The organism is Nonomuraea sp. NPDC049480 (genome assembly GCF_044465905.1).
GTDB lineage: Bacteria > Actinomycetota > Actinomycetes > Streptosporangiales > Streptosporangiaceae > Nonomuraea.
The window spans coordinates 130,502-151,776 of the sequence record NZ_JBITMD010000028.1 but is presented as its reverse complement, the minus strand read 5'-3'; the positions used below and the strand labels follow the sequence as shown (position 1 = coordinate 151,776).

Sequence of the window (21,275 nt, the reverse complement as noted above, 5' to 3'; positions counted from 1 at the left end):
TGTGTCTTAATTCTCGCCGCCGTTCGAGTTTCTGTCAAATTGACCGGACTCGCTCGATCTGCGGGAATCAATCCACGCCCCGTTTCCGGGACAACCCCTCTAACTTACCAGCCCATCCGAGTAGATGCGAAATCATCCCGGATGACCCAGAAGGAAGTGAGGTTTGCCGGGCACCTCCGGAGGTTCCGCGAACCTCCTCGACCGCCCTGCGCGAAGCAACTCTAGCAGTCCCCGGCACCCACTTCGCGCATCTCAGGTAATCATGTGGTCCTTCCCTCCCCACCAGACCCTCAAACCTCCCCAACGTCTCTCCCTGGCGGCGCCCCGGGTCAAGCCGACGGCAAGTCATCCGCAATCGCCTCCAGGTACGAAGGTACTCACGAGCAGACTGCGCTCTCGGAGGTATCCGCCATGACCCGCTCGGAGTTCGACGACATCCGCGCCTTCCTCGCCGACGAGGCGACCCACGCCGGAGACCTGCTGAGAATCGCCAGGACGCTGATCGACGATCTCGAGCACGCCCGCATGCGCGAGGCCGTCCTGCGTACCCACTATCTGCGCCTGCTCACGGCCGCGCGGGCGACGATGGCGGCAGAGGCCGTGAACGCGCCCGACCCCTTGGGGTTCATCAGGCACGAGCTGGCCGAGCGGGGCCAGCTGCCCGAGGACGGCGAGGCCGTGCAGCGCATCCTGTCCGACGCTCGTACGGCGGCCGCGCTGCTCGCCTCCGTGGAGGACGCCGCGCAGCAGCCGCGTCCGCGGGGCATGCGACTGCGCCGTTGCGTCGGCACGCACAGGACCCTGCCCAGATAGGTCGTGCCAGGCCTCGTTGCTCCCCGGTGACCGAGTGACGACTGTCGACATAGCCGCTCTTTCACCCTCGACTGGAAGACTTCGCATATGTGGCAGCGGAGGCTCAACTGGGCGGCAATTCTCCTAGTCGGGACATTCGGCCTGACATGGGTCGGCATCGTGATTTGCGCGGACGACACCTCAGGCCCCTGGATGCGGGCCGCGCAGGTCCTCTTCGGGCTCCTGCTGCTTGGCTGGGCCATCCAGAAGGCGGTTGTGATGATCATGGAGGATCAGGGCTCGAAGCGGTAACCCATGCCAGGCTCGGTGAGCAGATGGACCGGGTGGCCGGGGTTGCGCAGGAGATCTCCAGGAAGTGCCATTCCGTGGGCGTCAGTCGTCCCCTTCTGAGATCGTCCTGTCGGCCAGGTCGATCACGTGCTCGCCCAGCCGTATCGTGGCGGGCTCCTCCCCGTGCCGGCCGGTGCGCCGGGTCACCGCGCGAATGCGGGGCGAACGGCTCGTCGATGCGGCGAACGCCCGCCCCTCTGGGACAGAGGTCTTCCTCGGGTGCCGCGCCCGGGTGGACGCGCAGCCCGCCTCGGGTGCTTTCTCCCATTCCTCCAGGGCTACGGCTGGTACGGCGGCGCGACCCCCCAGCCCCAGTGCGGCACCGGCGCTTCCGGCGGAGGCTCCGCCCCCGGTTGGGAGTTGTGCTTGGCCAGCCGGGTGCCCCATTCGACGTAGCCCGCGAACGCGGCCCTGAACTCGGGGTCGTCCGGCAGCCCCACCTCATCGGCCGCGTCCATGAGCAGGTTCACCCACCTGCGGCGTTGCGGCTCGATGATCGCCTTGCCGAGGTGGTGGCGGAGCATGTTGGGGTAGCCGCCGCGCTCTTTCGTGTAGCGGTCGGGGCCGCCGAACACCTCGCCGAGCCACATCGCCACATATTTCTTGTGGTCCGGGTCCATGTGCGCGAACAGCGGCCCGATCAACTCGTCCTTGACGACACTGCGGTAGAAGGCCTCGGTCAGCCGCTCGAACGCCGCGGCGCCGCCTGCCCACTCGTAGAGCGTCGGCACTGCCTCATCTGTCACGTAATCATGTAATCATCCAGGCGACTCGCGGGGCAAGGACTCTCCGGTGTCCCGGGGTGCGAAGCCATACGGGGTCGCCAGTCCTTCCCGACATCTGCCGCCATTGGTGGCTTGTGCGGGCCCTCTCCCGCTCATCGAGATCGAGACGATGGCCGCGCGGCGCGACGACCGGCCTCCGAGCCCAGGAGTTCCGCACATCAGGCAACGCGTGGAGTCGATAGGGCCGGACTCGTAGGTGGGGCGCCGTGCGGCCATGCGGGGCAGGTATTCCCGGCTGGATCGCCCTGGCCTCCACCAGCTCGGCCACCGCGTGGTCCAGGCACTCCGGGTCGCGATGCAGGCGCTTCGGGATGTGGGCGCTGATCGGGAAGTGTAGAGCCGCCGGAAACGACGAAGTCCCCGGCCAATTGGCCGGGGACTTCGTCTTTGGTAGCGGGGACAGGATTTGAACCTGCGACCTCTGGGTTATGAGCCCAGCGAGCTACCGAACTGCTCCACCCCGCGTCGGTGTGTTGTTTACAACTATACAGGCCTGAAGTGAGTGCTTCGGCCAGTCAGCCGATCCGGCTGGTTTGCCGGAACGAGCAGAGGCCCGGTTTCCCGGGCCTCTGAACTGGTAGCGGGGGCAGGATTTGAACCTGCGACCTCTGGGTTATGAGCCCAGCGAGCTACCGAACTGCTCCACCCCGCGTCGCCTTGCGCCTTAAGACTAGACGGCGACACGGGGTGGACGCAAACTGAAGGGCTAAGACGTGCCTCCAGTGGGCGATGGCGACGCCGGCGGAGAGGCCGGCGGAGAGGCCGTGGGCGACGGCGAGGCCGTCGGGCTGGCCGTGGGTGCCGGCTGCGGCTGCTGCGCGTTGGCGCCCTCGAGCGCCTTCAGCGCGTCCTCCAGCCGCTTCTGCGCCTCCCCGTACGCGTCCCAGTCCGGCGGGCTGGCCTGCAGCGCCTTCTGGGCGTCCTCATAGGCCTTCTTGGCGTTGGCGATCGCCGAGTTGAGCGCCGTGTTGGCCTGGTTGGGCGTGTTCTGTTGGTTCTGTTGGTTCTGCTGGTTTTCCTGCTGTTGTTGTTCGGTGCCGAAGACCTTCTGCAGGGCCTCGTCCAGCGTGCGTCCCACGCCGATCGTGCTGCCGTACGACGCCAGCACCCGCTGCAGGATCGGGTACGGCTCCTGTCCGCCGCCCGCGGCCACCTGGATGTACACCGGCTCGATGTAAACCAGGCCGCCCGCGTACGGGAGCGTCAGGAGGTTGCCGTAACGGACCGACGAGGCTCCGACGCCGAGGAGGTTGAGCTCACCCGCGAAACGGCTCTGGAAGGAGTTTTGCGCCTGTCCTGGGCCGGGGATGGGCGTGCTCGACGGCATCCGGAGTATGCGGATCCGGCCGTAGCCGGACCCGGACGACGAGTCGACCGCCATGAACGCCGCCAGGTTGGGGCCCTGGCGCGGCACGAACGTGGTCGTCAGCGAGAACGTCGGCGTGCCGCCCGGCATCGTGGTGGTCAGGTAGTAGGGCGGCTGCTTGATGTTCTGCGCGCCCTGGGTGGGGTCGTTGGGGACATTCCAGAAGTCCTGGCCGCTGTAGAAGGCGGCCGGGTCGGTGATGTGGTAGCGCGACAGGGTGTAGCGCTGAATCTTGAACAGGTCCTCGGGGTAGCGCACGTGGCCGCGCAGGTCGGCGCTCATCTCCGAGGCCGGGCGGATGAGGCCGGGGAAGGCCGAGCTCCAGGTCTTCAGCACCGGGTCGTTGGTGTCCCAGCCGAAGAGCTTGACCGTGCCGTCGTAGGCGTCGACGGTGGCCTTGACCGAGTTGCGGATGTAGTTGATCTTGTCGCTCGGCTGCTGGGCGATCACGCGGCGGTCGGTGGACGTGTCGCGCGTCATGTCGTCGAGGCTCTCGCTCTGCGAGTACGGGTAGTCGTTGGACGTCGTGTAGCCGTCGACGATCCAGACGATGCGACCGTCCACGATCGCCGGGTAGGGGTTGCCGTCGAGCGTGAGGAACGGGGCGACCTTCTGGACCCGGTCACGCGGGTTGCGCTCGTACAGGATCTTGGAATTGGTGTTGACGTCGCCCGAGAGGACGATGTTCGCCTCGGTGTACTTGGCGGCGTACAGGAGCCGGTTGAAGAACGAGCCGAGGCCGACGCCGCCGCCGGTGTAGGTGGTGTTCTTCTGGCCCGTGCCGCCCGTCTGCGGGAAGTCGAGCTCCTGCGGGTTGTTCGGGTTGCCGCCGGCGATGACGTAGTCGGCGGACGCGTCGTCCTCGCCGTAGTAGATCCGCGGTTCCTTGAGGTTGGTGCTGGTCACCAGCGGGCCGACGACCGGCATGTCCTTGGCGTCGTAGTCGGGCAGTCCGCTGGAGTCGACCTTGTTGCCCGGCGCGGCGACGAAGCCGTAGCCGTGGGTGTAGACCAGGTGCCGGTTGATCCAGTTGTTCTGCTCCGGGGGCGGGCCGGTCAGCTCGCGGACGCCGACGACGTGGTCGATCAGCTTGCCCGCGCTGTCGGGGTAGCGGTCGACGTCGAGCGGCTCGGCGAAGTTGTAGAAGCCGCGGATGCGCTGCGTCTGCTCGTACGTCGAGGACACCAGCGCCGGATCGAGCAGGCGCACGCCGGAGACCGATGTGTCGCCGCCGGGCTGGACCTTGGTCGGGTCGGCCTGGGCGTTGTAGGTCTCGACCTCGGTCTTGTCGACGTTGTACGCCTGCCGTGTGGCCTCGATGTTGCGCTGGATGTAGGGCGCCTCTTTGCCCTGCTGGTTGGGCTTGACCTGGAACTGCTCGACCAGCGCCGGGTAGACGCCGCCGATCAGGATGGCCGAGAGCACCAGCAGGCCGAAGGACACCCCGGGCAGCATGCCGCCCGGCCTGACCACGCCGGCGAAGAACAGCACGGCGCAGATCAGCGCGATGATCGCGAGGATGGTCTTGGCCGGCAGGACCGCGTTGACGTCGGTGTAGGACGCGCCGTGCACGAAGCCGCGATCGGAGAAGACCAGGCCGTAGCGGTCGACCCAGTAGGCGACGGCCTTGAGCAGCACGAAGACGCCGAGCAGCACCGACAGGTGCACCCGCGCCGCCCGCGAGGCGTGAACCCCGGGCGACTGCAGGCGGAACCCGCCGTACAGGTAGTGCGTGATCGCCGCCAGGATGATCGAGATGATCACGGCGGTGAACAGGAAGTTCAGGACCATCCGGATGAACGGGTAGTCGAACATGTAGAACGAGATGTCAAACTGGTGCAACCTGTCCTGCTTGCCGAACGTCGCACCGTTGATGAACTGCAGCCACGTCTGCCACTGCCCCGAGAACGAGGAACCGGAGAACAGCGCGAGCAGGCCCATGCCGACAATGAAGATCAGCTTGCGGTGGGGGTCGAGCGCCATACGGTAGCGGTCGGCGCCGCTCGCGCCGCCGAACATCGCGGGCCCGAACATCGGCCGGGTCCGGAAGGCGAGCAGCATGTTGCCGCCGGCGATGGCGACCATCAGCAGCGCGCCGACGAAGAACAGCGCGATCTGGGTCAGCACCACTCCGGTGAACACCGATGTGTAGTCGACGGCATCGAACCACAAATAATCGGTATAAATGCCGGAAAACAGGAAGAACAACGCCACGATCGCCACGAGAGCGATCGCCACAGGTAGAAGCAGTCGCGGTCGGCGGGGCAAGCGCATCGCCCTGCCGGCTCCTGGGGTCCGGAAGCTCAAGGCCAACCCCTCTGTCGTCATGAAGAAGTCGTAATGAAGAAGCGGTCCGTGTCTGGCAACCTACACCGCTAGCCGTGCCATACGGCTAACGCATGGCGATGGCCGAAAGTTTCATCCGGCCTCGCACGCGGGCACATTTCCCTTTCCCGTACGTAGCGCGTCGAGCGCCACCACCGCGTCGTGCAGGGTGTCGGCCCGGACCAGCCGCAACCCGTCGGGCACCGCCTTCATGGCCTCGGCGCAGTTGTCGACCGGGGTGAGGAAGACGGTCGCGCCGGAGCCCTTGGCGCCCACCATCTTCTGCTGGATGCCGCCGATCGGGCCGACCTCGCCCGTCGGCTGGATGGTGCCGGTGCCGGCGATCTTCTTGCCGCCGGTGAGCTCGCCCGGCGTGAGCTTGTCGAGTATGCCGAGCGAGAACATCAGCCCGGCGCTGGGCCCGCCGACGTCGCCCACGTTGATGTCGACGTCGAACGGGAACTTGTACTTCGCCTGCATGAGCACACCCACCTGGGGCTGCCCCGTGGGCCCGGCCACCGTCCGCAGGGTGACGTCGAGCTTCTCCTTGCCCCTGGTGACGTTGAAGACCACGTCGTCGCCGGGCTTGTGCGCCTTCACCGTGTCACCGACGACGTCGACGTCCTTGGCCGCCTTGCCGTCAACGGAGTTGATCTCGTCGCCCTTCTGGAGCTTGCCGTCGGCCGGCTTGCCCTTCTCCGCGGACACGACGCTCACGACCATGCTGTAGGGGATCTTGAGCTCGTTGAGCGCGGCGGCGGTGGCGGAGTCCTGGGAGTTGGTCATCTCTACCGTGTTCTCCTCCTCGACCTCCTTGGGGTCGCGGTCGGGAGCGAAGATGGTCTCCTGGGGGACCACCGCCACGGTCGGGTCTATCCAGCCGCGCAACGCCGTCAGCAGGTCGATCTGGGCGGCCGGGCCGCCCTGGTAGGCCACCGTCACCAGGCTCAGCGCGCCACTGGTCGGATAGGTCTCCCGGCCCTTGATCGAGATCACGGGCTTCTTGTCGACCTCGCCGATGGTGTTCTCCGTCGGCCCGGGGCTGAGCACGACATACGGGACCGGCCGGAACGCTCCCACCACCCCGAGCGCGAGCACCAGGAATCCCGCCAGGAGCAGGGTGAGGGCGCGTCGTGACATGATGATGAGCTTATTCGCAGGCGCCGACCCACTCGGTCTCGCCGTCGGCGAACACCTGGTGCTTCCAGATCGGGACCTGCGCCTTCAGGTCGTCGATCAGTCTTCGGGAGGCCTTGAACGCCTCGTCCCTGTGCGGCGCGGCCACCGCGACGATGACGGCCGTGTCGCCCAGCTCCAGGTCGCCCACCCGGTGCACGGCGGCCAGCGCCGTGACGGGGAAGTCGGCGGCGACCTTTTCCGCCACCGCGCGCAGCTCGGCCTCCGCCGTGGGGTGCGCGGAGTAGGAGAGCCTGGTCACGGGCTTGCCGTGGTCCTGCTCCCGCACGGTGCCCACGAAGATCGTGGTGCCGCCGGCGGCGTGGTCGCCCACGGCGGACAGCACCTCGTCCGCGGAGAGCGGAGTGTCGCGAATGCCGAGCAAACGGATGACGTCCACGGAAAAAGACTACCTTTACCCGCGCCGCTTCTTGCGTACCTGGCGGACGATCGCGGCGGTGCCGATGACGGCGACGGTGGCGCCGGCCGCGGTGAGCGTGGCCTCCTTGACCGGGAGCCGCCTGCCGACCACGGTAGTCCTGTTCTCCCGCAGCTCGAGCAGCTGCTCGAGCGCCGCCTCGTTGGTCCACGTGGGCTTCCAGCCCGCCTCGCGCAGCCCCGCGCAGTCCACGACCCACGGGTAGACGACGTAGTGAAGGTCGGTCGCGGGCGCCGGCGTGATGCCGAGGCGGTGAAGCCGCTGCGCCGTGCCGAACGTCAGCCCCGCGGGCAGCTCGAACCTGCGGATGCCGGACAGCTCCTCGACCTGCTCCTGCCCCAGCCAGCCGTCGCAGCCGACCGCCACCACGCCGGTGACCACGCCGCGCGCGGCCAGCTCCAGCGCCGAGACCAGGTCGTCGACGTGGCAGAACTGCCAGTGCGGGCTGCAGCCCTTGACGGTCAGGAGCCTGGGCGACTCGAAGTGACGGGTGATCACCGTGTCGATGCCCGGTCCGACGACCGCGGCCGGGCGCAGCACGGTCACCTCCAGCCCGGGGTGGCTGCGCAACGACCGGCGCGCCAGGGACTCGATCTCCAGGTAGTCGCCCACGACGCCGGTGTCGGGCTCGGCCGCCACCGGGGAGTCTTCAGGCAGGGGCACCTCGTTGTCGGGCGCGGCGCCGTACACCATCGCGCTCGTGACCAGCACCACCCGCCGCACGCGCGCCGCCGCGCAGGCCGTCAGCACCGTCTGGGCGGCTCTCCGGTTGTACGCCCGCCGCTCCACGGGATGGGAGTCGAGCGCGTAGTCGCCGGCCAGATGGACCAGGACGTCGATGTCGGAGATCCGGTTCGCCAAGAGCGGATCTCGTACGTCGATCACTCTCCACGTGGCTTCCTGAACGTCGCCGCGCTGCTCGTCGATGGCCACCACCCTGCGGAAATCCGCGGTGGATACGAGCCTCGCGAGCAGCTCGCGGCCTAGGCCGGAGGCCGCGCCCGTGACGGCGACGACGGGTTGGCGCGGGCGTTTCGAGGTAGGCACCAGGTCCTCACTTTGCACTGATCCGCCGTAGGACGACTAACGTGGCGGATGTGGACTCCTCCATCCTGCACGAGGTAGAGCGGTGACTGACCTGCCAGGTCGCGAAAACGACCCTAACGAGAACCCGTTCGCCATGTTCGGCAACCCTGAGCAGATGGCTCAGGCGATGCGCCAGTTCGCCGACATGCTGTCGGCACCGCAGGGTTCGGGCCCTGTCAACTGGGACATGGCGAAGAACATCGCCCGGCATGCCGTGGTCGCCGAGGGCGACCCGAGCGTCATGGAAGGCGAGCGCCGCCAGATCGTGGAGGCGCTGAGCCTGGCCGACCTGTGGCTGAACGAGGCGACCGCGCTGCCGAGCGGCGTGGCCGGCCCGCAGGCCTGGAGCCGGTCCGAGTGGATCGAGAACACCATCCCGGTCTGGCGCAAACTCTGCGAGCCGATCGCCGAGCGCATGGTCGAGACCATGGGCGGCGCGCTGGGCGGCTCCGGACTGCCGCCCGAGGCCCAGCAGATGGCCGGACCGCTCATGGGCATGCTCAAACAGATGGGCGGCATGATGGTCGGCCAGCAGATCGGGCAGGCGATCGCCTCGCTCGCCCGTGAGGTGGTCGGCACCACCGACATCGGCCTGCCGCTGTCCGACACAGCCGCGCTGCTGCCCGGCGGCATCGCGTCCTTCAGCGAGGGCCTGGAGACCCCGGCCGAGGAGATCAGGATCTACCTGGCGCTGCGCGAGGCCGCGCACCACCGGCTGTTCCAGCACGTGCCGTGGCTGCGCTCGCACCTGCTCGGCGCGGTCGAGGAATACGCCAAGGGCATCACGCTCGACACCTCGGCGCTCGAAGAGCAGATCCGCGGGCTCGACATCAACAATCCCCAGGCGATCCAGGAGGCACTGAGCGGGGGCAACCTGCTCAAACCCGAGGAGACCGAGCGGCAGAAAGCCGCGCTGGCCCGCCTGGAGACGATGCTCGCCCTGGTCGAGGGCTGGGTCGACAGCGTGGTGAACCGGACCGCCGAGGGCAAGCTGCCCTCGGCCGTCGCCCTGGCCGAGACCGTACGCCGGCGCCGGGCCACCGGCGGTCCCGCCGAGCTGACGTTCGGGACGCTGGTGGGGCTGGAGCTGCGGCCCCGGCGGCTGCGCGAGGCGGCGGCGCTGTGGCGGGCGCTGGAGAGCGGGCGCGGGATCGACGGGCGCGACGCGTTGTGGGGTCACCCCGATCTCATGCCGACGGCCGACGATCTGGACGACCCTGAAGCGTTCGTCCGCGGCGAGGCGGCCTGGGACATCTCCGAGCTGGAGCGCAAGCCGGACGAGGGCGACGAGAGTTGAGCCTGCACCGCGACGCGGTGGCGGTGCTGGCCGCCTGGGCCGCGCCCACGCCCGAGGAGGAGGCGCTGCGCACGGAGTTCCTCGGCCACCTGCGGGCGCACGACGACGCGATGTTGCGCGAGTGCGTTCCCGGGCACCTGACGGCGACGACGGCGGTGCTGTCGCACGACGGCCTTCGAGTGCTGCTCACGCTGCACCCGAAGGCCGGGATGTGGCTGCCGATGGGCGGGCACTGCGAGGTCTCCGACGCCTCGCTGGCGGACGCGGCCCTGCGGGAGGCGTGGGAGGAGTCCGGCATCTCCGGGCTTGAGCTGCTGCCCGGCCCGCTGGCGCTCGACAAGCACGTCGTGTGGTGCCATCCGCCGACCAGCTGGCATCTCGACGTCGAGTACGCCGCCGTGGCCCCTCCCGGCGCCGAGGCGGTGATCAGCGAGGAGTCGCTGGACCTGCGCTGGTTCCCCGTCGACGAGATCCCCGACCTTTCCGACGACGCGACGCGGCGATTGGCCAAACGCGGCCAGGCCGCCCTCAGCTCCGGCTCACGCCCGGTTGGCTAGAGTCCTTCGCATCGTTCCAAGGGGGGATAGGTGAATGCTCCGGCTGAGTCGCCCGTCGGCGGCACGATCGTGACGCCCGTTCGCAACCGCCGGAGGTTGGCCGGGCCGGCACTGACGTGGTTGGCCGTGACCCCGTTCGCGGCGTGGGCCGTCGCCCGGATGGCGGGGCTGGAGCGGGGGTCGCTGCCCACGCAGATCATGACCGCGACCCCGTACGCGGCGGCGGGCTCGCTGGTTCCCCTCCTGATCGCCGCGATCGGCCGCAGGCGCGCCGCCACGGCCGTCGCGCTGCTCACCACGACCGCGCTCGGCTTCAGCGTGCTGCCCCGAGCACTGGGCACGGGAGAGGCGACGGCCGGCCGGTCGTTGAAAGTCATGACGATCAACATGCTCTTCGGCAGGGCCGACGCCGAGACGATCATGAGGCTGGTCCGGGAGTTCGACCCGGACGTGCTGAGCACTCAGGAGCTGACGCCCGGGGCGGTGTCGGACCTGGACGCGGCCGGGCTCAAGGAGCTCATGCCGCACCGCGTACTGGAGGCCGAGTGGAGCGCCGGCGGGAGCGGCCTCTATTCCAAGCACTCCATGCGGGAGCTGCCGGACGTTGCCCCGCCGACCGGGCACCAGATGCCGGTCGCGCTGGTGTCGCTGCCGGGCGGCGACCCGATCGAGTTCGTCGACGTGCACCCCTTCCCGCCGCTGGGCCCGAACGTCGTCCAGTGGAACGAAGCGCTGGCCGCACTGCCGTCGGCATCCCCCGACCGGGTGCGGATCCTGGCGGGCGACTTCAACGCCTCCCTCGACCACGCCGCCCTGCGCCGGCTGCTGGACCGGGGCTACAAGGACGCAGCCGACCAGGTGGGGGCCGGGCTGATCCCGACGTGGCCGGCGAACAAGCGGGTGCCGCCGATCATCACCATCGACCACGTGCTGGTGGACCGGCGGGTGGGCGTGCGCGAGGTCAGCGTGCGCGACGTGCCGGGCACCGACCACCGAGCCGTGCTGGCCGAGCTCACCGTTCCCTGATCAACGCCCTGGTGTTGTCCCAGCCCTCGAGACCGGGGTCCAGGCGCTGGACGTCCTCCGGCGTGCGGAGGCGGTGCCAACCGGGGGTGGTGGCGACCTTCCTCGGGCCTGGAGCCTGCGCCCGTAGCGTGGCCACGATGCCGGCGTCGTTCAGGTCCGGGTCGGCCCAGGCGGGCGCGGGGAGGGCGCAGGCCATGGCAACGGCGCCGCCGCCCTCCGCCGGGCAGATGGTGATCTCGGCCCTGCCGAGCTCCCTGAACAGCTTTCCCACGAGCAAGGGCGGCAGATCGGGCGCGTCGCCGCTGATCACAGCGACCTGGTCGGCTTTGAGCCGGCCGAGCACGGTCTTCAGCGGCTCGTCGTCCGCTATCGTGATCACCTCGGTGCCGGGCCAGACGATGTCCTCAAGGCCGGGGACGCTGGTGATCAGCACCGGGGTGACGAGCTCCAGCCCCGCGACCATCTCGTAGGTGTCCTCCGCCACCGCCTCGAGGAACTCCCCGCCGTCGACGCCCGGCGGCGCGGCCTGCGCCATGTGCTGACGTACGAGAACCGCGGCGATGCGCGTCAACACTCCTCCGGTGCCGTGTGGGCCGCGGCGGAGTAGCCCTCCAAGAACCCGCGTGCCCGCTCCGACTTCGGATATTGTTCTACCAGCGCCCAGAACCTGGTGCCATGGCTGGGCACCAGCAGGTGCACGAGCTCGTGGATGATCACGTAGTTGATGACCCATTCGGGCAGGCCCTTGAGCCGCGTGGAGATCCGGATCGTGCCGTTTTCCGGAGTGCAGGAGCCCCAGCGGTGCTGCTGGTTGTCCACCCATCGCACGCTCACGGGCTCGGCCTTGCCGCCGAGGTATTTCGCCGACAGCTCCTTGGCCCGCTCGAGCAGGGCCTCGTCGGTGGGCCGTCGGCGGTTTTCCTTGGCGGCCAGCCGATCCAGCATGCGGCTTACCCATTCATCCGCGTCTTCGCCGCTCAGCCAGGCGGGCAGGAGCACGATGGTCTTGTCGCCGTCGCGGTAGGCGGAAACCGTACGCCGGCGACGAGAACTGCGACGGACCTCGACTGTCTCGGGGGGCACATATGCACGTTAGCCGAGACTGACGAAATTCCACAGAGGGTGGACGTTGTTTCTGCTGGTCAGATGATTAAGAGCCGGTGAATTTGGGCAGGCGCCTTTCCCGATGCGCGGCCAGGCCCTCCAGCAGGTCGGACGAGGCCATGGTCACCGGCTGTGCCAAGGATTCCCAGCGCAGCGCGGCTTCCAGGTCTTGATGGTCTTGGTTCAGGGCCACTTTGGTGAGTCTTGTGGCAATGGGCGCGTTCTGTGCGATCTTCCCCGCGATCGCGCGCACTTCCGAGAGGAGATCATTGTTTGGGAAAGCTTGATTTACCAGACCTTTATCCGCTGCCTCCGCGCCCGAGAGGGTACGGCCCGTCAGGAGCATCTCGCGCGCCAGGCCGGCGCCTGCTCTCCTGGGGAGCAGGTACGTGGCCGCCATGCCCGGATGCAGGCCCAGCGACGTGAACGGGGCCAGCAGTCGCGCGTCGTCGGCGGCGTAGACCAGGTCGCAGGCCAGCGCCACGCACAGTCCCGCACCCACAGCCGGGCCGTTGACGGCGGCGATCGTGGGGATCTCGAGCTCGGTGATCATCAGCCAGGTGCGGTAGAAGGCGAGCATCCGGTCGCGCAGTCGCGGCACGGCCTCCGTGCCGCGCTCGCCGATCCACGACAGATCACCGCCCGACGAGAATGCCGTGCCCGCTCCCGTGACGACGAGGCAGCGGGCGTCCCGGTCGGCGGCCAGGTCGGACATGGTCTCGCGCCAGCGGGCGGTCATGGCATCGGTCATGGCGTTGCGGCGGTCGGGGACGTTGAGCGTGATGAACACGACTCCGTCGCCTTCGCGATCAACCAAGAGCTCGTTCATGCGGGCAGCGTACTCGGCGGTTTCGGGCCTCGAGGGCCTCGGGCCTGGTGACCGGGTATGCCGGTTTCCGGCCTCGACATGCGCACCCGGAGAGGCGTAACCGCCGGCGGCAACGGCCGGCCGCAGGCGTGTAGACGGACGACCACGGGCTCCTGGCCGCTGACCTGCTCAGGCGACACCTCAACTACCGGGGCCGCTCCTGGTTACGGGTCAACGGGCTGATGATGACCACACTCCGGCAGTCCCTTGACTGTGACGTTGATGGATAGATGGCGTGAGTTAAACCTCGACCTCCGCGCGTGCCCGCCGCGCCTGGCGCCCGGTGGTATTTGGCGTCTTGCTGGTAGGGCCGCTCAATGGGTGCGGCGGGTTCGGTATCCGCGGTCGTCAGCCCGCCAGTGCCAATCCCAGCAGATTGCCTGCCTCCGGCGAAACCGGCTGCCTCAGCAGCACCGGCCCCTGCGCCATGAACCGCGGCCGCGCCCCTCGGTGCTCGTCGGCGGCGTGCACGGTGAACGGGTGCACCAGGAACACATCGCCCGGCTCGCCCGTGGCGTGCGCCACCGGGAAGTCTCGCGTGGCCTCGTCGACCACCGGCCCGGCCTTCATCGGGTCCAGCACCTGCCCCGCGAGCGCCGCCCCCGCCGCCCGGTGAGAACCCACCCGGATCCGCGTCGGCGCGTCATCCGGGCCCACCCGCGACAGCAACGTCAGCACCAGCATCATCTCCGGCCGCCCGCTGACCGCGTACGTCCCGTCGGGCAGGGCCACATTCGCATCGATGTGCCACCCACGATCGTCGACCGCCGCCTTGCCGGGAAACCGTACCGGGATCATGCCCAGCGCGCCCCGCGGTGCCCAGCCGTCCGCCCCGCACACCTCATCCAGTGCCCGCGCCAGCCGAGCGCTGCGCGCCATCTCGCCCAGCGGCCCCTGACCGCTCAGGTCCGACGCCCACATCACCGGCTCGTCCCAGCCGGACGGATCGCCGGGAGAGCGGCCGCCCAGCTGCTCCCACGCCTGCGCCAGCGCCGCCTCGGCCAGCTCCGGCGCCACCGTCGCGGCCACCTTCACGAACCCGTCGCGGACGAAAGTCTCGCCGTCGATCTCTGCCATGACAACCACGTTAATCACAGGCGCAACCGATTAACGGATGGCGGTGTCGGCACGCGCTCTCCTGGGAGCGGAGGCCTCTCGGGTGTCGAGTCTCGCACCCCTTGACGCGCACCGATACCAAGCTCCTTTGGCAGCGGTCTCTACGGTCGAGGGCTCGGAGGCCGGTTATCCACAGGCCGGGCGGAACGCACTCGGGATCTTGCTCTCGCGTGCGAACCTTCCCGCCATGAGGCCACGTGTGAAGCCCGCCCTCCGGCGCATCCTCCGCGACGAGCAGACCCTCCAATACGGCGTCCATCCCCTGCGCGCCGTCATGCTGTCGGGCCTGGCCAGATCCGTCCGGCAGTGGATCGAGGGCCTCGACGGCACCCGCGACCTGGAGCGCGTCCTGGACGCCGCGAAAGCCGCAGGTCTCGATGAGATCCGCGCCCGTTCCCTGCTCGACCAGCTCGCCGCGCAGGGCGCCCTCCACGACGCCGCCACCAGCCCGGCGCCCCTCCGCGACCTCACCCTGGCCGAGCGGGACCGCCTGAGACCGGATCTCGACGCCCTCGACCTGTCGTCCACGGCTCCGGAGGGCGGGATCGGGCTGCTGGCGAGACGGCGGGCGGCCCGGGTCCGGGTCTATGGGGCTGGACGCGTGGGGGCGCAGATCGTCGTCCTGCTGGCGGCGGCCGGGGTGGGACACATCCGGGTGATCGACTCCAAAACCACACGTGCCTGCGACATCACGCCCGGTGGGCTGACGTGGTCGGAGGTGGGGTTGACGCGGGAGGAGGCCGCGGTGGCGGTGGCCCGCCGACTGACGTCCGGTGGCCGCGCCGGCAGCGATACCGCGGACGCCGAGGGCATCGACGCCGCCGCCGCTCCGGAGACAGTTGTCTCGCCCACCAGAGTGCCGTCGACCTCCGCTCGCGTTCCGCTGCCCGCGCCCGACACGTCACGCTCGCAACCCTCCCCGCGCCGCGACACGACGGGGAGAGGCGGCCGGCAGCCGGCGGCCCGGACGTCGCAGCGGACTACCGCCTCGGCCAGGCCGATCCGTGACGCCGAGGTTCAGGTGGCCGGCAGGCGGAGGAGCGCAGGAGCAGGCCCGGTTGCCGACCAGGGACATCCCGAGACACGGCAAGCCGCCGGCCCACGGCACCCTCAGACAGGACAGACCATCGACCCACGGAACCCTCAGTCAGAACGCACCACCGACCCGAGGCAGCCGCAGGCACGGCAGACCACCACCGGCGACGCGCGCCTCGGGACAGGACAGGCGACTGACCGGGGGCGCATGGACACGCGACAAGCGACCGACCAGCGCCACCCCGGCACACGGCAAGCAACCGACCGGGGGCGCCGGCCCGACGCTCAGGTGAGCGTCAATGGGGAGGACACCGGCGCTCGGCCGGCCAGGAGGAGGAGCCGGCGCATCGATGGGCAAGCGCTGGTCAAGCCGGCGATCGAGGTCGTGGCTGGAGGGACGTACCTCGGGGACAGGTCGGATCGTCCTGATCTCGTCATCCTCGCGCCGGTCGGTCCCCTGGACGGGGTGCTGGTCAATGAGCTGGTCTGCCTGGATATCCCCCACCTGCTGGCATCCGCCTTCGAAGGCCACGGTACGGTGGGCCCACTTGTCCTGCCGGGTGAAACGGCGTGCCTGCATTGTCTCGACCTGACCCGCCGCGACCACGACCCGGCCTGGCCGATCGTCACCGCCAGGCTGGGCGGCTATCCGCCGGGCGAGATCGCCTGTGACACGACCCTTGCGACGCTGGTCGCGGCGGAGACGACCGGGCATGCGCTCGCTCATCTCGACGGTACGGAGCCCGCTGTGACCAACAGCACAATGGAGGTAACCCCTGATTGGCGCTGGAAACGACGCTCATGGGACGTACATCCGCAATGTCGTTGTATGCGAAACAATCAATATTCGCTAAGAATGGTCATGTCGCCTCACCGCGACTGACGTGCTCAGGGGACGACCACGAAGGGGGGAAGCGGCATCTCTGCCGAGGTTCCGCGCATCAGTGTGAGCGATCTTCCGCGCCGTGCTGTCACGCGTTCTGCCAAACTGGCGACGCTTCCCCTCGGATTCGCCGGTCGAGCCGCCTTAGGCCTGGGCAAGCGCCTCGGGGGCAAGTCCGCCGAGATCGTGGCGCAGGAAGTCCAGCAGCGTACCGCCGAGCAGATCTTCAAGGTGCTCGGCGAGCTCAAGGGCGGCGCGATGAAACTCGGGCAGGCGTTGTCGATCTTCGAGGCGGCGCTCCCCCAGGAGATCGTCGGCCCGTATCGTGCCACGCTCACCAAGCTGCAAGACGCCGCTCCCCCGCTCCCGGTGTCCACCGTTCACAAAGTGCTCACGGAGCAACTGGGCGACGACTGGCGGGACAACTTTCTCTCGTTCGGCGATCAGCCGACCGCGGCCGCGTCGATCGGCCAGGTGCACAAGGCCGTGTGGCACGACGGCAGGGAGGTGGCCGTCAAGATCCAGTATCCGGGGGCGGGCAAGGCCCTGATCGGCGACTTCACCCAGCTGGCCCGCCTGGGCAAGCTGTTCGGCGTGATGCTGCCCGGCCTGGACATGAAGGCCGTGCTGTCGGAGTTGCGTGAGCGGATCGCGGAGGAGCTCGACTATCTTCGCGAGGCCCAGGCCCAGCACGCCTTCGCGCTGGAGTTCAACGGCGATCCCGACTTCCACGTTCCCGACGTGATCGCGGCCAACGAGATGGTCCTGGTCACCGAGTGGATGGACGGCACCCCGCTGTCGCGCATCATCACCGAGGGCACCAAGGAAGAACGCGACCGAGCAGGCCTGGTCTTCGTACGTTTCCTGTTCTGCTCGCCGGCGCGGGTGGGGATGCTCCACGCCGACCCGCATCCGGGCAATTTCCGCATGCTGCCCAACGGCAAACTCGGCGTGCTCGACTTCGGCGCGGTCAACCGCCTGCCCGATGGCTATCCGAAGGTTTTCGGGCAGCTCATGCGCATCTTCAACCAGGGCGACATGGAAACCGTCGTGGACGGACTGCGTCAGGAGGGCTTCATCCGGCCCGGCATCGAGATCGATCCCGATGCGCTGCGCGGCTTCCTCGCGCCGTACGTGGAGCCGACGGCGGTGGAGGAGTTCACGTTCAGCCGTGAGTGGCTCCAGGCCCAGGCCGCCAGCGTCACGGACCTCCGCCCCGGCAACGTGGTCCGTCAGCTCAACCTGCCGGCGTCGTATGTCCTCATTCACCGGGTTCACGCGGCGGGCGTGGGCGTGCTCTGCCAGCTCGGCACCACGGCCCGCTTCCGCGACGAGGTGATCCGCTGGGTTCCGGGCTTCGCCGACGACCCTGACGACGAGGCTCTCTCGATTCATTAGTGACTCTTGGTGATCGCATAGTATCGTTCTGGCATCAGCACGCCCCGTGCCCAGGCGACGCGGGGCGCCCTCCTCGGTCCCATAGCCGTGCACGCTGGACCGATAGCGTCCGGAGGGACGTGCCAAGCGGGCCGGGGGCTTTGTCCACCGGCACCAGGGCACGAAGACGATCGGTGCATGCCCGGCATTTCGCCGTGCACTGTTCCTGGGGATTCCTCAGGATCGCCAAGCCGATCAGAGACGCTGTGGCCATCGGATAGCGCACGGCACATCGCGCGCTCCGGTCGTCGGGTGCGCGGACCGTGTACGGCCGTCCCGTACGCGGTCGCGTGCCGATCGGGTGCCGGTCGTCGCGTGCGGACAGGGCCGGCCGGCGTCAGGTGAGGCCGGCGAGCAGGGCCTTGACGCCGTCGGCGAGTACGCGTTCGCCTTCCTCGCGAGTATTGAGGAACCAACCGGGGAGCGGGCTGCGGAATGAGCAGGTGAGCTCGATGCTGACGATGCCATGGATCGTGGTCCACACCAGGTACGCCGCCCGTACGGGGTCCATCGAGCGGATGAGGCCGGCTTCGGTGGCGGCGGAGGTGGCCTCGGTCAGCAGGGTGAAGGTCAGGCCGAGGGCGTCGTGCCGCTGCTCGGGCGAGGGGTCGAAGTCGGGGAGCGGGCGCTCGAACATCAGGGCGTAGAGCGCGGGATCGGACAGCGCGAACTCCCGGTAGCCGTACGCCACCGCCATGATCCGCGCCTGTGGATCCGCGTGGCCGTTCAGCGACCTGGTCATCGACTCGTGGAGGATTCTGAAGCCATTCCGGTAGATCTCCTCCAGGAGACCGGCGCGGCCGCCGAAGCAGGTGTAGATGCCCATCGTGGACGTTCCGGCGGCATCCGCCACGCGGCGCAGGGTCAGGTGAAGCGCTCCCTGTTCGCGGAGGACCCGCATGGCCGCGTCGAGCAGGTCCTGGCGCAGTGCGCCGAGTTCTTTCGGGGTGCTTACGTCTCTCGGCACCCTCTCACCATATCTGGCGATAACGAGCATCATAACAAGCGTTATCACCGAGAGAAGGGCTGATCGACATGCGGGTTTATCGGGTCACCGCGGTGGCGGGGTTCATCTGTGCCGCGCTGCTCGTGGTCAATTCCGCCAGGCGTGCCGGGTTCCTGCCAGAGAACGCTTTCACGCATGCCATCGCGCCGTTCGCGGCGCTCACGGGCCTGCTCGCGATCACCGGCATCTACCTGCTCATGCGCGGTACGGCGGGCGGGCTCGGGCTCGCGGGCTACGTGCTCAACTCGGCCGGGCTGGCCGGGGCGTTCGCGATCGAGTACATCCTGCACTTCGTCTTCCCGTACCTGGGTGGCGGCACGGTGAGCGCTCTCCTGAGCGGGGGCACCGGGCGGGCGTTCATGGTCACATCGGTCGTACTGGTGGCAGGGGTGCTGATGTTCGGCGCGGCGGCGATCCGGAGCGGGGCGATGCCGGTCGTGGCCGTGGTCTTGTACGGGGTGGGGATGATTCCCGGGTCACTGCGGAGCCTGTTGCCGCTGCCGGTCTATCTGGGCGGGCTGGTGGTGGCGGCGGTCGGGGTCGCGTGGATGGCGTCGCGGCTCTGGTCTGCCGAGGAGGAGCCCTTCGCCGCCCCTGCCCCCGCGGAATCAACTTCCCGGGCATGAGAAAGAGCCGGGCGCTGGTTGCGCCCGGCTCTTCATCTACCTGGTCTCACAGGGAGATCCTGCGCCGGCGGCAGGATCTCCCTCATCAGTGCTGCTGGCTCAGAGCCTTGCGGAGGCGGTCGTTCGCCTTCCTGACCTGGCGCCGTGCCCGCTGCACGCGGCTCACGCGCAAGGCCAGGCGCTCCTCCGCCGCCTCCCTGTGGAGCGTTTGTATTCGGTCGTTGACCAGTTCATGGATGAGATCGGACATTGTGCTGCTCCTCGTCGAGTGAGTTCTCATCGGTTTTTCGCTTTCTTGCTAGAAGTGCGTGCGGTGGTTCAGGCAGCGACCGGGTGCTTGCGGGGACGCCCGCGCGGACGCTTGCGGGGAACGACAGTCCCCCTGAGGATCAGTTCGCCGCCCCAGACGCCCCACGGCTCCTCGCGCTCGAGCGCGCGGTCCAGGCAGGCCTTCTGGATCGGGCAGCCGCCGCAGAGCGCCTTCGCGAACTCCACGTCCTCCGGCGACTCGGCGAACCACAGGTCAGGGTCGGTACGACAGGGGATCTTGGCTTCGTCGATCAGGTCCATGATCGTCTTCGCCCCCATCTGCTTCTCCTTTTGATCGATCTTTTGATCTGGGTCGGGCACCTCGTAGGTGGTCGGGATCACGGACAAACAAAAAGGCCGCGGATCCTGTGTGCGGATCCGCGGCCTGGAGGCTGTTCGCCGGTCAGGTTATGACCGGTGTATCCCTCCAGGGTTGCGGACCGCACAGTCCACCCTTGGTGAGCTGGTTGGCCGGCAGTTCGATACGCGCGATGTAGACAGGAGCGCCTTGCTTCACGGCACCGAAGTGCGCACGCGCGCGGAAGGCGGCGGCCTGGCTACGGACAGACTTCTCCTGCCGCAGTCTGGCCGGCCCATCGACGAGCCTCACCGAGTCACGGCATGCGGAAGCGAGCCACTGCGTGGCCGACATCTTGATGCTGATCACCGGGGCTCACCTCCACTCTCTAGATCGTCGGAACAGGAGTGTCCGACTCGCATGACCATGACCCTAAACCGGAAACCCGGGGGCGGGCAACATATTTTCTACCTGCGACTTTGTGAATTCATACGACTACTTCAGCGGACGGATCATGGCCTCTTGAACGACCGAGACCACGAGGTCACCCGACGCGGTGAACATCTCACCGCGTGCGAGCCCCCGAGCGCCCGCCGACCACGGGGACTCCTGAGCGTAGAGCAGCCAGTCGTCGGCACGGAAGGGGCGATGGAACCACATGGCGTGGTCCAGCGAGGCCCCCATCATGTTGGAGACGCCCCAGGCCATGCCGTGCGCCAGCAGTATCGTGTCGACCAGCGTGAAGTCGGAGGCGTACGCGGCGAGCACCACGTGCAGGAGCGGGTCGTCGGGCAGATCGGCGTCGTAGCGGAACCACACGTTGGTCTTCGCGCTGCGCAGCTCGGGCTTCTCGTACGCCTCCCACGTCAGCGGCGAGGCGTGCCGCGAGTCCACCGGCCGGGGCCGCGACAACCATTCGCGGAATTCGGGATGATCGCCGACCAGCTCCAACATCCGCTCCTGGAACGTGGGCAGCGTCTCGGCATCCGGCACCACGGGCATCACGGACGCCTGGTGCTCCACGCCCTCCTCGGCGATGTGGAACGACGCCGACATCGTGAAGATCGCCTTGCCGTGCTGGACCGCGACGACCCTGCGGGTGCTGAACGAGCGCCCGTCGCGGACGCGCTCCACGTTGTAGACGATCGGGATCGACGGGTCGCCGGGGCGGATGAAGTACGCATGGAGCGAGTGGACGTTGCGGTCCTTGGTGACCGTACGGCCGGCCGCGACGAGAGCCTGCGCCGCCACCTGGCCGCCGAAGACGCGTTGGATGCGCTCCTCGGGGCTCCTCCCCCGGAAGATGTCCAGCTCGATCTGCTCCAGGTCGAGCAGATCCAGCAGTTCCTTGAGCGCCTCGTTCACGTCTCCATCTCCCTTGTGCTTGCCGATT

General features: G+C 68.5%; 21 protein-coding genes and 2 tRNA genes. 7 read left to right on the top strand and 16 right to left on the bottom strand.

Annotated elements, in window-relative coordinates:
• Positions 1 to 411: 411 nt before the first annotated feature.
• Entirely contained in the window at positions 412 to 813 is a 402-nt protein-coding gene (locus ACIBX3_RS49785) for a hypothetical protein (RefSeq protein ID WP_397127743.1), read from the top strand.
• 608 nt (positions 814 to 1,421) lie between these two features.
• On the opposite strand, the gene ACIBX3_RS49780 is transcribed toward ACIBX3_RS49785, so the two are convergent.
• The 7 genes from ACIBX3_RS49780 to ACIBX3_RS49750 form a co-directional block, all read right to left on the bottom strand.
• A complete protein-coding gene (locus ACIBX3_RS49780; RefSeq protein WP_397127742.1) occupies positions 1,422 to 1,889 on the bottom strand; it encodes a group II truncated hemoglobin in 468 nt (155 codons plus the stop codon).
• A gap of 427 nt (positions 1,890 to 2,316) precedes the next feature.
• Positions 2,317 to 2,393, bottom strand: a tRNA-Met gene (locus tag ACIBX3_RS49775).
• 110 nt (positions 2,394 to 2,503) lie between these two features.
• A tRNA-Met gene (locus ACIBX3_RS49770) sits at positions 2,504 to 2,580 on the bottom strand.
• Positions 2,581 to 2,634: 54 nt separating this feature from the next.
• Positions 2,635 to 5,568: a UPF0182 family protein gene (locus ACIBX3_RS49765; protein WP_397127741.1), complete on the bottom strand. Its 2,934-nt coding sequence runs from the start codon at positions 5,566 to 5,568 to the stop codon at positions 2,635 to 2,637.
• A gap of 144 nt (positions 5,569 to 5,712) precedes the next feature.
• Positions 5,713 to 6,759, bottom strand: coding sequence for a PDZ domain-containing protein (locus ACIBX3_RS49760; RefSeq protein WP_397127740.1), 1,047 nt, complete (start codon positions 6,757 to 6,759; stop codon positions 5,713 to 5,715).
• Positions 6,760 to 6,769: 10 nt separating this feature from the next.
• The gene (locus tag ACIBX3_RS49755) at positions 6,770 to 7,195 is read right to left on the bottom strand and encodes a molybdenum cofactor biosynthesis protein MoaE (protein WP_397127739.1); all 426 of its coding nucleotides are present in this window, start codon (positions 7,193 to 7,195) and stop codon (positions 6,770 to 6,772) included.
• Between the two features lie 15 nt (positions 7,196 to 7,210).
• Entirely contained in the window at positions 7,211 to 8,284 is a 1,074-nt protein-coding gene (locus tag ACIBX3_RS49750; RefSeq protein WP_397127751.1) for an NAD-dependent epimerase/dehydratase family protein, read from the bottom strand.
• Positions 8,285 to 8,414: 130 nt separating this feature from the next.
• Here ACIBX3_RS49750 and ACIBX3_RS49745 point away from each other — a divergent pair, with 130 nt between their 5' ends.
• From ACIBX3_RS49745 to ACIBX3_RS49735, 3 genes are read left to right on the top strand one after another with little or no spacing between them, the layout of a single operon-like run.
• A complete protein-coding gene (locus tag ACIBX3_RS49745; protein WP_397127750.1) occupies positions 8,415 to 9,617 on the top strand; it encodes a zinc-dependent metalloprotease in 1,203 nt (400 codons plus the stop codon).
• Positions 9,614 to 10,174: an NUDIX hydrolase gene (locus ACIBX3_RS49740; RefSeq protein WP_397127738.1), complete on the top strand. Its 561-nt coding sequence runs from the start codon at positions 9,614 to 9,616 to the stop codon at positions 10,172 to 10,174. Before ACIBX3_RS49745 ends, ACIBX3_RS49740 begins: the two co-directional genes overlap by 4 nt.
• A 30-nt stretch (positions 10,175 to 10,204) precedes the next feature.
• Positions 10,205 to 11,200 (top strand): endonuclease/exonuclease/phosphatase family protein, encoded by a 996-nt coding sequence (locus tag ACIBX3_RS49735; protein WP_397127737.1) that lies wholly within the window; start codon positions 10,205 to 10,207, stop codon positions 11,198 to 11,200.
• Here ACIBX3_RS49735 and ACIBX3_RS49730 read toward each other — a convergent pair.
• From ACIBX3_RS49730 to ACIBX3_RS49715, 4 genes are all read right to left on the bottom strand, one after another.
• On the bottom strand, positions 11,187 to 11,771 hold the full coding sequence (locus tag ACIBX3_RS49730) for a hypothetical protein (protein ID WP_397127736.1): 585 nt from the start codon (positions 11,769 to 11,771) through the stop codon (positions 11,187 to 11,189). The genes ACIBX3_RS49735 and ACIBX3_RS49730 overlap by 14 nt on opposite strands.
• Positions 11,768 to 12,283: a M48 family metallopeptidase gene (locus ACIBX3_RS49725; RefSeq protein ID WP_397127734.1), complete on the bottom strand. Its 516-nt coding sequence runs from the start codon at positions 12,281 to 12,283 to the stop codon at positions 11,768 to 11,770. Before ACIBX3_RS49725 ends, ACIBX3_RS49730 begins: the two co-directional genes overlap by 4 nt.
• A gap of 67 nt (positions 12,284 to 12,350) precedes the next feature.
• Entirely contained in the window at positions 12,351 to 13,133 is a 783-nt protein-coding gene (locus ACIBX3_RS49720; RefSeq protein ID WP_397127733.1) for an enoyl-CoA hydratase/isomerase family protein, read from the bottom strand.
• A gap of 387 nt (positions 13,134 to 13,520) precedes the next feature.
• Positions 13,521 to 14,249, bottom strand: a complete 729-nt coding sequence (locus tag ACIBX3_RS49715) for a phytanoyl-CoA dioxygenase family protein (RefSeq protein ID WP_397127732.1) — start codon at positions 14,247 to 14,249, stop codon at positions 13,521 to 13,523.
• Between the two features lie 226 nt (positions 14,250 to 14,475).
• Here ACIBX3_RS49715 and ACIBX3_RS49710 point away from each other — a divergent pair, with 226 nt between their 5' ends.
• Both ACIBX3_RS49710 and ACIBX3_RS49705 read left to right on the top strand, forming a co-directional pair.
• Positions 14,476 to 16,206 carry a ThiF family adenylyltransferase gene (locus tag ACIBX3_RS49710; protein WP_397127731.1) on the top strand — a complete coding sequence of 577 codons (1,731 nt, stop codon included), beginning with the start codon at positions 14,476 to 14,478 and terminating at the stop codon, positions 16,204 to 16,206.
• 63 nt (positions 16,207 to 16,269) lie between these two features.
• The gene (locus ACIBX3_RS49705; RefSeq protein WP_397127730.1) at positions 16,270 to 17,604 is read left to right on the top strand and encodes an ABC1 kinase family protein; all 1,335 of its coding nucleotides are present in this window, start codon (positions 16,270 to 16,272) and stop codon (positions 17,602 to 17,604) included.
• A gap of 376 nt (positions 17,605 to 17,980) precedes the next feature.
• Here ACIBX3_RS49705 and ACIBX3_RS49700 read toward each other — a convergent pair whose 3' ends face one another.
• Entirely contained in the window at positions 17,981 to 18,610 is a 630-nt protein-coding gene (locus ACIBX3_RS49700; protein WP_397127729.1) for a TetR/AcrR family transcriptional regulator, read from the bottom strand.
• Between the two features lie 68 nt (positions 18,611 to 18,678).
• Here ACIBX3_RS49700 and ACIBX3_RS49695 point away from each other — a divergent pair, with 68 nt between their 5' ends.
• A complete protein-coding gene (locus tag ACIBX3_RS49695; protein ID WP_397127728.1) occupies positions 18,679 to 19,275 on the top strand; it encodes a hypothetical protein in 597 nt (198 codons plus the stop codon).
• An 85-nt stretch (positions 19,276 to 19,360) separates the two neighbouring features.
• Here ACIBX3_RS49695 and ACIBX3_RS49690 read toward each other — a convergent pair whose 3' ends face one another.
• From ACIBX3_RS49690 to tesB, 4 genes are all read right to left on the bottom strand, one after another.
• Entirely contained in the window at positions 19,361 to 19,525 is a 165-nt protein-coding gene (locus ACIBX3_RS49690) for a hypothetical protein (RefSeq protein WP_397127727.1), read from the bottom strand.
• A gap of 68 nt (positions 19,526 to 19,593) precedes the next feature.
• On the bottom strand, positions 19,594 to 19,863 hold the full coding sequence (locus tag ACIBX3_RS49685) for a WhiB family transcriptional regulator (RefSeq protein ID WP_043630546.1): 270 nt from the start codon (positions 19,861 to 19,863) through the stop codon (positions 19,594 to 19,596).
• 124 nt (positions 19,864 to 19,987) lie between these two features.
• A complete protein-coding gene (locus ACIBX3_RS49680) occupies positions 19,988 to 20,251 on the bottom strand; it encodes a hypothetical protein (protein WP_397127726.1) in 264 nt (87 codons plus the stop codon).
• Between the two features lie 126 nt (positions 20,252 to 20,377).
• The gene (gene tesB / locus ACIBX3_RS49675) at positions 20,378 to 21,247 is read right to left on the bottom strand and encodes an acyl-CoA thioesterase II (RefSeq protein WP_397127725.1); all 870 of its coding nucleotides are present in this window, start codon (positions 21,245 to 21,247) and stop codon (positions 20,378 to 20,380) included.
• Positions 21,248 to 21,275: the final 28 nt, after the last annotated feature.

Bases quoted from the DNA above. Each gene is read 5' to 3' on its own strand.
- ACIBX3_RS49785 (WP_397127743.1), top strand. From the start codon at position 412: ATGACCCGCTCGGAGTTCGACGACATCCGCGCCTTCCTCGCCGACGAG.
- ACIBX3_RS49765 (WP_397127741.1), bottom strand. From the start codon at position 5,568: ATGCGCTTGCCCCGCCGACCGCGACTGCTTCTACCTGTGGCGATCGCT.
- ACIBX3_RS49760 (WP_397127740.1), bottom strand. From the start codon at position 6,759: ATGTCACGACGCGCCCTCACCCTGCTCCTGGCGGGATTCCTGGTGCTC.
- ACIBX3_RS49745 (WP_397127750.1), top strand. From the start codon at position 8,415: ATGTTCGGCAACCCTGAGCAGATGGCTCAGGCGATGCGCCAGTTCGCC.
- ACIBX3_RS49720 (WP_397127733.1), bottom strand. From the start codon at position 13,133: ATGAACGAGCTCTTGGTTGATCGCGAAGGCGACGGAGTCGTGTTCATC.
- ACIBX3_RS49715 (WP_397127732.1), bottom strand. From the start codon at position 14,249: ATGGCAGAGATCGACGGCGAGACTTTCGTCCGCGACGGGTTCGTGAAG.
- ACIBX3_RS49710 (WP_397127731.1), top strand. From the start codon at position 14,476: ATGAGGCCACGTGTGAAGCCCGCCCTCCGGCGCATCCTCCGCGACGAG.
- ACIBX3_RS49695 (WP_397127728.1), top strand. From the start codon at position 18,679: ATGCGGGTTTATCGGGTCACCGCGGTGGCGGGGTTCATCTGTGCCGCG.
- ACIBX3_RS49690 (WP_397127727.1), bottom strand. From the start codon at position 19,525: ATGTCCGATCTCATCCATGAACTGGTCAACGACCGAATACAAACGCTC.
- ACIBX3_RS49685 (WP_043630546.1), bottom strand. From the start codon at position 19,863: ATGGGGGCGAAGACGATCATGGACCTGATCGACGAAGCCAAGATCCCC.